At 28.9% G+C, this 14,104-nt stretch carries 15 protein-coding genes; 4 read left to right on the top strand and 11 right to left on the bottom strand.

Translation table 11 applies throughout. The features are described 5' to 3' along the window. Nucleotides 1-103: 103 nt before the first annotated feature. Together OIO11_RS10110 and OIO11_RS10115 are read right to left on the bottom strand one after the other, a co-directional pair. Nucleotides 104-1,348, bottom strand: coding sequence for an aminopeptidase P family protein (locus OIO11_RS10110; protein WP_268071333.1), 1,245 nt, complete (start codon nt 1,346-1,348; stop codon nt 104-106). Between the two features lie 246 nt (nt 1,349-1,594). Further along, complete coding sequence (locus OIO11_RS10115) at nt 1,595-1,795, bottom strand: cold-shock protein (RefSeq protein ID WP_268048451.1); 201 nt, start codon at nt 1,793-1,795, stop codon at nt 1,595-1,597. A 262-nt stretch (nt 1,796-2,057) separates the two neighbouring features. On the opposite strand from OIO11_RS10115, the gene OIO11_RS10120 reads away from it, so the two are divergent. Both OIO11_RS10120 and OIO11_RS10125 read left to right on the top strand, forming a co-directional pair. After that, nucleotides 2,058-2,192: a hypothetical protein gene (locus OIO11_RS10120; protein ID WP_268071334.1), complete on the top strand. Its 135-nt coding sequence runs from the start codon at nt 2,058-2,060 to the stop codon at nt 2,190-2,192. Nucleotides 2,193-2,420: 228 nt separating this feature from the next. Next, nucleotides 2,421-3,299: a polysaccharide deacetylase family protein gene (locus tag OIO11_RS10125; RefSeq protein WP_268071335.1), complete on the top strand. Its 879-nt coding sequence runs from the start codon at nt 2,421-2,423 to the stop codon at nt 3,297-3,299. 75 nt (nt 3,300-3,374) lie between these two features. Here OIO11_RS10125 and OIO11_RS10130 read toward each other — a convergent pair whose 3' ends face one another. Beyond that, nucleotides 3,375-4,829, bottom strand: a complete 1,455-nt coding sequence (locus tag OIO11_RS10130) for a PdaC/SigV domain-containing protein (protein ID WP_268071336.1) — start codon at nt 4,827-4,829, stop codon at nt 3,375-3,377. Between the two features lie 409 nt (nt 4,830-5,238). Here OIO11_RS10130 and OIO11_RS10135 point away from each other — a divergent pair, with 409 nt between their 5' ends. Both OIO11_RS10135 and OIO11_RS10140 read left to right on the top strand, forming a co-directional pair. Further along, nucleotides 5,239-5,406, top strand: coding sequence for a hypothetical protein (locus tag OIO11_RS10135; protein WP_268071337.1), 168 nt, complete (start codon nt 5,239-5,241; stop codon nt 5,404-5,406). A 191-nt stretch (nt 5,407-5,597) separates the two neighbouring features. Next, nucleotides 5,598-6,593: a hypothetical protein gene (locus OIO11_RS10140; RefSeq protein ID WP_268071338.1), complete on the top strand. Its 996-nt coding sequence runs from the start codon at nt 5,598-5,600 to the stop codon at nt 6,591-6,593. 36 nt (nt 6,594-6,629) lie between these two features. Here OIO11_RS10140 and aroQ read toward each other — a convergent pair whose 3' ends face one another. From aroQ to OIO11_RS10180, 8 genes are all read right to left on the bottom strand, one after another. Further along, a complete protein-coding gene (gene aroQ, locus OIO11_RS10145; protein ID WP_268071339.1) occupies nt 6,630-7,073 on the bottom strand; it encodes a type II 3-dehydroquinate dehydratase in 444 nt (147 codons plus the stop codon). A 38-nt stretch (nt 7,074-7,111) separates the two neighbouring features. Further along, nucleotides 7,112-7,618 carry a shikimate kinase gene (locus tag OIO11_RS10150; RefSeq protein WP_268071340.1) on the bottom strand — a complete coding sequence of 169 codons (507 nt, stop codon included), beginning with the start codon at nt 7,616-7,618 and terminating at the stop codon, nt 7,112-7,114. 74 nt (nt 7,619-7,692) lie between these two features. Next, nucleotides 7,693-8,511: a shikimate dehydrogenase gene (gene aroE / locus OIO11_RS10155; RefSeq protein ID WP_268071341.1), complete on the bottom strand. Its 819-nt coding sequence runs from the start codon at nt 8,509-8,511 to the stop codon at nt 7,693-7,695. 23 nt (nt 8,512-8,534) lie between these two features. Continuing rightward, on the bottom strand, nt 8,535-9,692 hold the full coding sequence (pheA, locus tag OIO11_RS10160; protein ID WP_268071343.1) for a prephenate dehydratase: 1,158 nt from the start codon (nt 9,690-9,692) through the stop codon (nt 8,535-8,537). A 110-nt stretch (nt 9,693-9,802) separates the two neighbouring features. Beyond that, the gene (aroC, locus tag OIO11_RS10165; RefSeq protein ID WP_268071344.1) at nt 9,803-10,888 is read right to left on the bottom strand and encodes a chorismate synthase; all 1,086 of its coding nucleotides are present in this window, start codon (nt 10,886-10,888) and stop codon (nt 9,803-9,805) included. Then, nucleotides 10,866-12,167 (bottom strand): 3-phosphoshikimate 1-carboxyvinyltransferase, encoded by a 1,302-nt coding sequence (aroA, locus tag OIO11_RS10170; RefSeq protein WP_268071345.1) that lies wholly within the window; start codon nt 12,165-12,167, stop codon nt 10,866-10,868. The genes aroC and aroA overlap by 23 nt, the downstream gene beginning before the upstream one ends. 12 nt (nt 12,168-12,179) lie before the next feature. Further along, complete coding sequence (gene aroB / locus OIO11_RS10175) at nt 12,180-13,241, bottom strand: 3-dehydroquinate synthase (protein ID WP_268071346.1); 1,062 nt, start codon at nt 13,239-13,241, stop codon at nt 12,180-12,182. Next, a complete protein-coding gene (locus tag OIO11_RS10180) occupies nt 13,242-14,093 on the bottom strand; it encodes a prephenate dehydrogenase (protein ID WP_268071347.1) in 852 nt (283 codons plus the stop codon). Nucleotides 14,094-14,104: the final 11 nt, after the last annotated feature.

Raw genomic sequence — 14,104 nt, forward strand, 5'->3', positions numbered from 1 at the left:
TTCTTTTTCCACAAAAATAAGGAGCTGAAACCCAATGGCCTTAACTCCTTATTTTCATTTTATCCTATAACTAACACTTCTAATACTCCATCTGAATTAAGTGTCACTTTATATTCATAAATGCTTCAATTTCTTCAACAGTTTTGATTATATCCTTAGAAAGATTCTCACATCCATCTTCTGTTACCAAAAGATCATCTTCAATTCTAATTCCAATTTCCTCTTCTGGAATATATAGTCCAGGTTCATTTGTAAGAATCATACCTGGTTTAAGAATCTCACTTCTATCTCCAACATCATGAGTATCAAGTCCTAAATAATGACTTATACTATGGAAATAATATTTTGAAAGCTCACTATCTTCCTTTATGATACCTAGTTCTTTACACCCTTCCGCTAAAACTTTTTTTGCTATTTCATTAAGCTCAGTAAAAGGCATACCTGGTTTTACAGCCTTTATAATTTCTTCATTTGTCTTTAATACTACATTGTAAACCTGTTTTTGTCTCTCTGTAAATTTACCTGATACAGGGAAAGTTCTGCTAATATCTGCATTGTAATAATTTTTTTGAGCTCCCAAATCAAATAAAATTAAATCATTTTCACCACATTTACTATTATTTTGAGAATAGTGAAGTACCGTACCGTTTTTTCCAGCAGCAGCTATTGTTTTAAAAGCTTTATCTGTTACACCTTCTGATGTGAGAATATAATCGAAATATGCTTCAATCTCATATTCCATCATATTAGGTTTTGCATTCTCCATCATTTTTTCTATTCCACGTTTTGTAATACTAATTGCTTTTCTTATTTCTTCTATTTCATCTTCTTGTTTTATTGTTCTAAGCCTACTTATGTAATAATAAATATTTTTTATGTTTAAATATGAATATTTTTTTCTAGCCTCTTTTGCCATACTTTGTGCTTCTGTCATTGGAAGAGTCCAATCTTGTCTTTCAAGATCAAGATATAATTTTTCATAATTAAATCTTGAAAAAATCATTCCTAAAGAAGAATAAAAATTCTTAGTATAATCAATAGCTGATATACCTGAAATTTCTTGTGCTTCCTCTGATTCCATTCTTTTTCCAACCCATCTAGCCATTACTGGGTCTGACTCTTCTATAAACAAAGTTTCTTCTATATTCCCATCTTTTTTAGTAATCATAAGTATAAAGTTTTCTCTATCTATGCCTGTCAGATAATAAAAATTCCTGTTTGGTGTAAATTGATATGTTTCATCTGCTGATTTGTATGGTGCTCTTCCTGCAAATAAAATTACCACTGAATTATCTTCAACTTTATTCATTAATCTTTCTCTATTTTTAATATAAAATTCTTTTTTCATAAGTATCGCCTCCAATACGTATTTTACATCATTATGTAAATAATAACAAAATTTTTATATAATAATAAAAGCATATACCATCAGAAATACATTATATAAAAGAAAGAAATTATAAAAAACGAAAGAGTGATATTCTTTTGAATATCACTCTTTCGAATTATCTGTATCACAAATATTACCTATATTATAAACATTATCTGTAATAATAAATACTATCTGTATTACAAATAACTAATTGAACGTCAATTATAGTCTATTAACGTTAGCAGCTTGAGGTCCTCTAGCGCCTTCAGTTACTTCGAATTCAACCTTTTGACCTTCTTCTAAAGTTTTGAATCCTTCTGTTTGGATAGCTGAGAAATGTACGAAAACGTCGTCTTCTCCTTCTACAGATATAAATCCAAATCCTTTTTCTGCATTAAACCATTTAACTGTTCCAATTTTCATTTAAAAAATCCTCCTAAAAACCAATTTCTAATGTAATGAACTAATGGTATCACATATATTGTATTTTGTCAATGAATACACTGTTTTTAAATATTTAAATTTTAATGTATTTTTTTAAAAACAATATGTGTTAACACAGCAGTGCATTTACATCCTTTTCATTTATATTTTTGCCAAATATTTATTTATTATTCACAAAACTCATTATTTTTTTTCATATATGGAATATACTTCTCATTATATACAAATACTAAGAGCAGAGGTGATAAAATTGCATTATATTGCTATTGAAAAGGGACTAAATAATGTTACAGATTACTTAATTCAGCAAGGTTATGACATTAAAGAATTTTATGGAGACATTGGCTCTACTCTTGAATATTTGATTAAAAAATAATGCTGTATAAGAATCTATTAAAACTATAACCAGAATAAAATAACACCTTACAATCAAAACAATATCTAATTAATCCCTAGTCATTGTGAAAATTCACCTTATTTATACTTTGACTAGGGATTAGTTTTTTACATAAATTTTACTATTTCGTTACCTTTTCATTATAAAGTTATAATAAAATATAAACTAATATAATAAATTATAATTTTTTAGAAAGTTGGGATAATATTGAAATCTTCAAGACAACAACGTATTTCTGGCAGACGATATAAAAAAAAATTTATTTCACTGCTAGTATTTTGTATTTTATTATTTTCATCAGGTTTTTTGGTTGGCATCAAATACTTTAGTAATGAATTAGTACAAGCATCAGACAATTTTAAAAACAAAAATATTAATACAAATATCAATAATATTTCTAAAACTATGGCTGATAAAAAAGCTGAAAATACTACTAATGATTCTACATCATCTGAAATTAAGCTCACTGGAGATAAAGAGGTTTATTTAACTTTTGATGATGGTCCAAGTAAAAAAGTTACTCCTCAAATATTAGAAATTCTAGATGAGTATAATGTAAAAGCATCTTTTTTCATAATCGGAAAAAGTGCTAAAACATATCCTGATCTAGTAAAAGAAGAAAATGCTAGTGGACATGCTGTCTGCAATCATACTTATTCACATAACTATGAATATCTATACTCAAGTCCTTCTAACTTTATAAAAGATGTAGAAAAATGTAATGATGTATTACAGTCAATCTTAGGAAATAAAACTAATAACATTATCCGTTTTCCAGGTGGAGGCTTTTATAAAAAACGTGCTGCTTACAGAGAACTTGCAAAAGATAAGAAATATAAGTATATAGACTGGCACGTAGAAACTGGAGATGCCCGAGCTAATCACGTTCCTGTAGACAAGCTTTTATCAAACTTAAAGGAAGAAATGAATAGGTGTTCTGAAAAAAATAAAAAACATGTAGTTGTATTAATGCATGACTTAGGCACAAAACAAACAACTGCTGATGCTCTTCCACAGGTTATTGAATATTTTAAATCTCTAGGGTATACTTTTAGAACTCTTGAAAACTATCCTTTCCAAAGCTAAAAGAACCAAGCCATATTGAACTGCCCCTGTTAAGTAGACAGGGGGCAGTTCATATTTGGCTTGGTTCTTTTAATTTTAAAATCCTAAAAACTCTGTTTTTATATTACCTTTGACTTGAGATATTGGGATTCTGAATTCAGAAATTCCATCTACATAAGATCCAATTTCATACACGCCAAAGTATACTATAATATTTCCATCTTCAATATAAAATGACTGCTTATCGGAAATACCGTTAAAATCTTTATACGGAGCATTCTCATCTTTATATTTTACTCCTTCTTGTTCCATTTCCTTTTTCATTTGCTTTGCAGCATCTTGTATCTGTATTTTAATCTCTTTATTTATTACATCTTTGTATTCTACTCCATCTTTGAATAAATCTTTCAAAGCTAGTTCTTTTCCTGTCTTAAGATCTATATTCTTAGTTTTCTTTTCATAATTTCCATGAGCACCACCTGTATATTCATAATAATCAACTGAAATGCTCAATAAATTATTATCATTATAATTCACCTTAAAATCTGCTGCCGCATCATAAGGATGTATTTCCTCGCCTTGTTTCTTTGCTTCCTTTCCCCATTGTCTAGCTTTCTTCTCTATTTCAGTATTAAAACTCATTGTATCTTTTTCAAAATCACTATTTAATTTGCTCTGCAATCTTGTATCTTCAAGTCTTCTTATTACTGGAATTCTTAAATCTGATATAAATACCTCATCGTTTTTTCTTATTGTTTTTGATCCAACCTTTACTTGTGCATATTTTACATCAATATCTTTCTTTACACCTTTTTTAAAAGAAGAAAAAGGAATTTTAAATTCTTGGATACCGGCTACATATGGTGCAATTTCATAATGTCCATAACACACAATAATATTTCCATCTTTAACGTAGAAAGGCTGTTTATTTGAAATTGAACTTACTACATTAAAAGCTTCATCAAAATATTTATCTTTTTGTGCTTCAATCTGCTTCTTTATTTCTTTACTTATTACTTCCTTATAGTTTTCTCCTTCATAGAAAAAATCCTTTAATGTCGCTTCATTTCCTGTATCTAAATCTATATTGGAATTTTTTTGTACTGTATTACCATGAGCTCCACCTGTATATTGATAATAAGTAACTGAAATGCTTAATACGTTATCTTTATTACTATTAACTTTATAATCTACCTGAATAACATAAGGGTTCATCTTCCAACCTTGTTCTTTAAAGTCTTTGAAATCTTTGTTTGCAGTTTTTTCCAATTCTTCTTTGAACTCTGATATATCTTCTTCTAACATATCATTTATCTTCTTTTGAATAGCTTTATCCTTCATTCCCTCTACTACTGGAATTTTTATATTTACGTCTATTGCTTCATTTTTATATTTAACTTCTTTAGTTTTAACATTCACAGAAGTTTTAACCTCTTTAGTTTGCTTCTCAGCTTTAACTTGAACTGCGGTAGGATTTTCTTGTGCTAATACATAGGATGCATTTCCAAATGCCAAAATACCAATAAGTCCCATACACATTACTTTTTTCATTTTGTTACATTCCTTTCTTTTATTGTTTTAATATCTTTGATACTTCTAAGTATATCCACCTTCATATTTAAAATAGTTACAATATAAAAACAAAAAGATTACAAATTGGAAATAAAAAACTTTCTAAAGATTAAAAATAATTTAAACTTGTGATATAATATTATGATATAATCCAGTATTCAAAATTAATATAACCAGTTATAAGACTCAATAATAAAACTAACCATAAATACAAAAATTTTCTCGTGATTAATTTAGAGAAAGTATTATAATTGTTAATGAGGGGATAAATTTATCTGAAAATGTATATATTATAAATAAAAACTTTAAAATACAAAGCAGAAAGTAAGTTTAGTTACATTCTGCAAATCCTAAATTCCATTTTTTGTAAATTAAAAGGAGAAATAAAATGAGTAATAATACGGAAATAAAAGTAGCTTTACTTAAAGAAGAATTAAAAGAATTTAAAGAAAGTATGAACTATCAATATGGTGAAAATTACATGGACTATCCAGAAGTTATAGCCAGAATAGAAGTTATTGAAAATATGATAAAGTCCTTAATACAATCTGAATAGTTAAGATAATGAAACATTTTAAAATATACTCTACTAATCAATAAAATAGTTTATATTAAAAGAATAGCATTCTCTTTTTGAGAAAAATCTATTCTTTTTTTATTTTCTAGCTGTAACACTTCTGTAAACTATTATTATCATTTTTTTGTATAATTATAATATAATTATACTTATACATGGAGGTATAAAACATGAAGCATAAACTCTTTATGGGAGTATGTCTAGTAATACTTCTTACAGGTTGTAGCAGCAGTCAAACTCTCCATAAAAATGCCGCTAAAATACAGCATGATTCAAATATAATTTCTAATAAATCTTCTGAAACTTCAAATAATAAAATAAACTCTTCCCTGGAACAGGAACAAATAATGAATGAATTCAACAAATTAATTAATACTAAAGATATCTCTGAACAAGAAATTATTAAATTCGTTGACCATAATATTAAAAATATTTCTAGTGATAATGCATCAAAGCTGGTATTAGGGATAGAAGAAGTTCAAAATAAAAATTATGAAAAACGAATCAACAGTTTTTTTGAAGGGAATATCCAAACAAAAATATCCAAAGCTTTTGCATATAAAAACAACATTGATATTTTAGATACTATGAAAGGTTTAGACAATGTAAAAGATTATGAGTTGAAAAAATATTTATCAGAAATCATTCAGTGTGGTTATAAAATTATAAGTAGTGAAGGACAATACTATCCTATACAAAATTATGAATATCTAAAAAAATATAATAATTATATTACATATGATATTAAAGAATACATAAATATAAAATCATTAGACTCTGCTCACCCCTCAACCTCTGATGCAGCTATTATTATCAGTTGGGATGAAATTTTTCAAAGAGCTTTAAAAAGCGAAAATTTTCTAAAAAAATATCCTTTTTCACATAAATTCGAAGATATAAAGCAGCACTATCTTTTTTATGCAGCAACATATTTATATGGAACAAATAATTCTCCTAGTTTTGATTATATTAACAATAAACTATCAAATGATATCCTAGAAAGTTATAGAACTGTATCTTCTAACAAATCTCTTAAAGGTGATTTAGTTGAAATTACAAAAAATTATTTAGATATTTTAAAGAAATATAATTATAAATTAACAGATGAAGTGGAAACTTATAGAAAAAATGCTTTAAATACCTTGGCAAAAATATATACAAACTAAGTAAAAAGCTAGTATAAAATCTACTAGCTTCTTCTATTAAATCTTATTCTCTTTTCTCATATTAATCAATCCCTGCATTGCCATTACATAACCATAAATTCCAAACCCACAAATCTGACCAATACAAGCTGGTGCTGTAACAGATTTATGTCTGTATTCTTCTCTTGCATGAATATTGCTTATATGTACTTCAACCGTAGGAACTTTTACAGACATTAAAGCATCATATATTGCTATGCTATAGTGAGTATAAGCTGCCGGATTTATTATTATACCATCATATTTATTATAAGCCTCTTGTATGTAATTTATTATTTCTCCCTCTATATTGCTTTGAACAACATCTACTTCTTGTTTTAATTCCTTACCCTTTTCTTTTAAATATTTGCATATATCATCATATGCCATACCTCCATATATATGTTTCTCTCTTATCCCCAGCATATTAAGATTTGGGCCATTTATTATTAATATCTTCAAGTATTTCACCTCTTACTTCCGAATTTAATTTTTCTATTCTAAATTTCTTTTAAATATGTTATAATCTTATCCTTGGCTTCATTTACATTTCCATCATTTATTATTTCATAATCACAATATTTTTTATATAAAGGATATCGTTCTTCATATAACTTATATATTTTTTCTTTTCCACTTATCAACAATGGGCGACTCAAAATATCCACATCTGTGAATATTTTTTCAATTGGTCTGTTGATAAAAATTATAATTCCATTTTTCTTTAATATGTGTATATTTTCAGAATTTTTAACCACACCGCCGCCAGTAGCTATAATTTGAGGGCATACTCTACTTACTTCTGCTGCTGCTTTACTCTCAATTTTTCTAAAATGATCTTCTCCACATTTAAAAATCTCAGGAATACTTTTCCCCGTATTTTCAACTATATACTCATCTAAATCACAAAATTTAATATCTAATTTGTCAGCCAATTCTTTTCCTATAGTACTTTTTCCACAGCCTGGCATTCCTATCAAAACTATATTTTTATCTATATTCCCCATATTTTCCACCTCATTATTCCTAAATTACACATCTACAAGTAACCAGTAACCAGTTGATGGTTACTAGTTACTGGTTACTGGTCACTTAATATGTCTATGTTTGTGTAAACTTTATCCACAGTTTTACTGTTTATTTTAAAATTATTCCACAATTCTTCAGCTTTTACTGCTTGACCAACAAGCATACATAAACCGTTTATTGCTTTTAATCCTTCTTCCTTTGCATATTTTAAAAATAAGGTTTCCTTTGGATTATATATTAAATCAATAGCTGTATGAAATTTTGAAATTACATCCTTATCTATTGGAGAATATTCTGTATTAGGATACATACCGCAAGGAGTAGTGTTAATAACAATGTCCATATCCTCAATAGATTTAAGTTCTTCATAGGAGGCTACATTAAAATTCTGAAATTTTTCTCTTCCCTCTTCTTTATTTCTACTTACAATAATAACTTTCTTTATATTGTTATCCACAAGGTATTGAAGTACCGCCCTAGCTGCTCCACCAGTACCTAAAATTACTGCTTTTTTATCATTTATATTTACATTAAACTTATCCAGCATCATACCAAAACCATAATAGTCAGTATTATATCCTATAATTTTTCCATCTTTAAAACATATAGTGTTTACTGCTCCTATCTTTTCTGCTTCTTCTGAAATTCTGTCTAAATGCTTCATTACTTCAACCTTATAAGGTATAGTAACATTTACTCCTTTAATCTTTAATGCTTTAAATCCAGCTACTGCATCTTTCAAATCACTTTTTTCTACTGAAAAAAGATGGTAATATCCATCTATTTTTGTCTCTTCAAATATTTCAGAATGTATCTGTGGAGAAAAGCTGTGAGTTAATTTTTCTCCTAAAAGCCCATACAAGCTCCTCAAATTATTCACCTCTTTCTCAAAAACTAACCATTATTATGACATTTATAATTACCGAGCAATTTAAAATCAAAGCTATTATTTTCAATTGCTTTAATTGTATTCTTTACATTTTCATTGTTTAAATTGCCTTCAAAATCTATATAGAAAAAATACTCCCATGGTCTGCCTACAATAGGTCGTGATTCTATCTTTAGCATACTTAAATTATTTTCTGCAAAAACGCTTAAAATATTATACAAAGAACCTGCTTTATGAGGCAGTGAACATAAAATGCTAATTTTATTGTAGTCATCTTCTAATTCTAAATTTTTGCCTATTATTATAAATCTAGTGTAGTTATCTTTATTATGATTTATATTAGATTTGATTATTTCCAAATCATAAACCTGAGCCGCCTTTTTACTTCCTATAGCACCTTTATGTTTACTGTTTTCTTTTTTTATAAATTCTGCACTAGTAGCCGTATTTTTGTAAGGTATACATTTCCAATCAGGATAATTTTTCAAAAATTCACTACTCTGTCCGAAGGCTTGAGAATGAGAATAAACTTCCTGTAAATCCTCTATTTTAGTACCCTTTATTCCCAATAAGTTGTGGTCAACTTTCAGAATTCTTTCTCCAACTATAAAAAATCCGTATTTTCTTAAGAGGTCATATACTTCTGCTATTCCTCCAGTAGATGAATTTTCAATTGGAAGAACTCCATAATCTATTTCACCTTTACTTAAAACTTCAAAGACATTTTCAAAGTTATCCACATTATATGTAGGTATATCTTCACCAAAATACTCTAAAAGTGCCTGCTCACTAAAAGACCCTTTAACGCCTTGAAAACCTATCTTTATTTTCTCTTTTTTAGGGGAACATATTGAAATATTCAATTCTTTTTTATCTTCCATAGAAATATTGTTATTAAACAGTTCTTTCGATTGAAACTTTCTGCTAATACTCATAAGATTTGTAAAAAATTCTTTCAATGCTCCTTGAAAAAGTTTATTTTGCAAGCAGCTTATATTTTTTCTTATAACCTCTTCTTCTCTATTTTGGTTTAATACAGGTATGTTATTTTCCTTTTTGTATTCTGCTATTTTTAATACTGTCTTCATTCTTTTTTCAAACAGTCTTGTCATTTCTTCATCTATACTGTTAATTTCTTCTCTTAATTTTTCTAACCCCGCCAAATTCTTGCCCCCCTTTTGATACTTTTTTACAATCTCCAATCCCTAATCCCCAATCACCAACTAAATTTTTTTCAGAAGGTTATTACTGGGGATTGGTAACTGGAGACTACTTATATATTCTGTATATAAACTAAATCTAATATTCCCATAGCGGCTACTGCCTCTACAACTGGTACAGCTCTTTGAACAATACAAGGATCATGTCTTCCTTCTATCTCTACTGTAGTATTTTCTTTTGTTTCTATATTCACAGTTTTTTGAGGCCTTCCTATAGATGGAGTTGGTTTAAAAGCTGCTCTAAATATTAAAGGCATTGAATTTGAAATTCCACCTAATATGCCGCCATTATTGTTTGTGTAAGTCTTTATTTTTCCCTCTTCTATATAAATCTCATCGTTTGCATCTGAACCCTTCATTTTTGAAATATTAAATCCAGCTCCAAACTCTACTCCCTTTACAGCAGGAATTGAAAAAAGAATATGGGATAAAACACTTTCTATAGAATAAAAAAATGGTGAACCTATTCCTGAAGGAAGATTTAATACTGCGCATTCAACTATTCCGCCTAAAGAATCTTTCTCTTCTTTAGCTTTCAGTATTTCCTCCTGCATTCTTTCTCCTGTTTCATCATTTATTACAGCAAATTCCTTATGTGAAAGGTCTTTCAGCAATTCTTCTTTTATATTTATACTGTCAAAATAGTCTTCCTCTATTTCTCCAATACTCTTTATATGACTTCCAATTACAACACCTTTTAGTCTTAAAATTTGCTTTGCTATTGCTCCTGCAAATACTATAGGTGCGGTAATTCTTCCTGAAAAGTGTCCTCCACCTCTATAATCATTAAACCCTTTATATCTAATATTTCCTGTATAATCAGCATGAGCTGGTCTCATGATATTTTTTATCTTTTCGTAATCCTTAGAATGCTGATTACTATTTCTAATGATTGCACATAGTGGGGTACCAGTAGTTCTATTATTAAAATATCCACTTAAAATTTCAAATTCATCCTTTTCATTTCTTGGAGTAGATATTTTATTTCTGCCTGGTGCACGTCTTCTCATCTCTCTGTTTATCTCTTCCATATCCAGCTCTATTCCTGACTCAAGTCCATCAATAGTTATTCCTATAGCATTTCCATGAGATTCACCAAAAATAGAGAATTTTACTTTATTCCCCCATACTCCACTCATCTATTTTTCCTCCTAGCTCTTTAAAATCTCTCCAGAAATCAGGATAAGATTTCTTCACTGCATTGCTATTAGTTATTATAAGAGGTTCTTCACATTTTATAGAGGCAACTGCCATAGCCATAGCTATTCTATGGTCATTCCAGCTATCAACTTTTCCACCCTTTAAGCTTTTCTTGCCTTTGATTATTAGTCCATCCTCTAATTCTTCAACCTCTCCACCTATTTTATTAAGCTCAGAAGCAATAGCCTTCAATCTATCACTTTCTTTTATACGAAGTCTCTTAGCATTAATTATCTCTGTTGTACCTTCACTTAAAGCTGCCATAACAGTAAGTACCGGAACAAGGTCTGGACATTCTGAAGCATCAATAACTATTCCTTTAGTTTTAGATGTTTCAGCTTCTATATAATCCTCTTTTACAGATATACTGGCACCCATTTCCTTTAATATATCCACAATAACTTTGTCTCCTTGAAGAGAGGCACTGTTCATATCTTCACACTTTATGTTTTCTCCAAGTGTACCTGCTACAAGCCAGAAAGCAACTTGTGAAAAATCGCCTTCAACTCTATAATCTCTACTGTTATATTTTTGATTTCCTTTAATATAAAATTCTTTATAGTCTCTATTTTCTATTTTTATCCCAAATTTATTTAATGTATCTATAGTTAAATCTACATATCCTTTAGATTCTAACTCTGTTGTAATTATTATCTTAGAATCTCCTTCTAAAAGTGGAAGTGTAAACATAAGTCCTGTTATAAACTGAGAACTTATATCCCCTTTTACACTAAACTCACCAGGCTTTAATTCACCTTCTACTTTTAATGGAAGATCTCCATTGTTAGTTTCATAATGTATATTTTGCTTTTCAAAAATTTCATAATATACATCTAAAGGACGAGATACTAACTTTCCTTTTCCATTAAAAGTAACTTCACCTTTGGCAAGTAGTGCTACTGGGATTAAAAATCTCAAAGTTGATCCAGACTCAATACAGTCTACAATATTATTTATAAGAGATAACTCTTTATTCCCTTTTACACTTAACTTCACTCTATCGTTACTTTCTCTTCCTTCTTCTTTTTTTACTTCTACTCCTAAAGCTTCCATAGATTTAGTGGTAGCCGTAATATCATCAGAAAATATAATATTATCTATGATACTTTTCCCTTCTGCCAATCCAGCACAAATAACCGCTCTATGTGCTAAACTCTTTGAAGGAGGAATCTTAACAGATCCCTTTAGTGCCCCAGGATAAATTATAACGTCCTTCACCCTATCATCTCCTTATATAAATTTCTGCATTTCTTCCCTTTTCATTTTGTGAATAAATCCTTCTCCTATATGGGTAAGAAGTATAATATTCATAAATTCGCCTTTATTTTTCTTGTCTAAGGCTACAGCTTCTAATATTTTTTCTTTCTCATTAAGTTCTATTTCATATTCCAAATTATATTTTTTAATAACTTCCTTTATATTTTCATAAGTTCCACTTTCAGTTATACCCATTTCTTCACTTTTTACAGTTATAGCGTACATTCCTAAAGCCACAGCCTCTCCATGAGTATATTTCTCAAAATCAAAATATTTCTCTATTGCATGGCCTATAGTATGCCCAAAATTCAAAAGCATTCTATCCCCAGTATCCTTTTCATCCTTTTCTACTATCTCTTTCTTTATACTGCAGCATGTATAAATTATGTATTCCATATTAGAAAACAAATCCTCTTGCCCATTATATTTCATTAAATTGTCAAATAAGCCTTTATCCCTTATACATGCATATTTTATTACCTCTGCCATCCCATCGTATAAGAATCTTTTATCCAAAGTTCTTAACACATCAGGATCTATGAATACAGCTTCTGGATGATAAAAATTTCCTGCTAAATTTTTCCCTCTTGGCAAATCTACAGCTACCTTGCCCCCTATACTGCTATCTATTTGAGCTAAAAGAGAAGTCGGAATTTGAACAAACGGTATACCTCTAAGTAACGTAGCAGCAGCAAAACCAGTTAAATCTCCTATGACTCCTCCACCAAGAGCAATTATTAAATCTCCTCTTGTAATTCCAAAATCCAATAATCTATCATAAACTTCTAATAATACCTGAATAGATTTACTTTTTTCACCTGGTTTTAATACAATTTTGCATACTGTAAAATCATTTTCTTCTAAATTCTTTTTTAACCCTTCACCGTAAAACTTATCAACATTTTCATCCGTTACTATTGCTATTTTTTTACTTGTGGATATCTTTTTTATTTCTTCTCCCATAGAACACATTAGTCCTTTTTTAATATATATAGGATAACTTTTTTCAGCAAGATTTATACTGAGTTCTTTCAACTAGGACATCTCCTTTCTCTTTTTACTTGCTTTCTCCAAAAGCTCTGTAAGCAGAGATTTTTCATCATTTATTATAGCATTTTTAACCATTGCTATATTTTTTTCAAATATTTCTATTTCTTTAATCAGATTATCCTTGTTTCCCATAAAAAGCTCAGTCCATAATTGAGAATTAATCTGTGCAATTCTTGTAAGTTCTCTATAGCTGTCTCCCGTATATAATCCTGTATCTATCCCTAACTCATCACTATTAACCAAGGATACTGCTATAACATGTGGAAGTTGGCTTGTAAAACCTATAATTTCATCATGTTTTTCAGGAGTAATTGTAACTACATTTTTAAAACCAATTTTTCTTATAAGCTCCTCCAGAAATTTTATATTTTCTTCTTTATTTCTTTCTGTAGAGGTTATTATATAATTAGCTCCTTTAAATACTTCTTTAGAAGCAAATTTCAACCCTTTCTGCTCACGTCCTGCCATTGGATGTCCAAAAATAAAGTCTAAATCTTCTCTTAAAATATGGTTTACTTCTTTTACAAATTCACTTTTTATTCCAGTAACATCCGTAATAACTGCTCCACTCTTGAAATGTTTAATATTATCCTTTATAAAATCTTTAACCAATTTAGGATACAAACATATTATTACCAAATCTGATTCTTTTAATGGAATATCTGCCTTTACATATCCTTTATCTATTATCCCATTTTTTTCAGCATCATGAATAGATTCTTCATCTATATCAACTGCATAAAGCTTTTTAGGATTCAGTTCTCTAATGGCCATGGCATAAGACCCACCTATGAGTCCTAAGCCAACAACCGTTACATTTAAATCTAATTTTTCCACAATTACCCCTC

Origin of the sequence: Clostridium sp. ZS2-4 (assembly GCF_026719745.1) — a bacterium.
Classification (GTDB): Bacteria; Bacillota; Clostridia; order Clostridiales; family Clostridiaceae; genus Clostridium_H.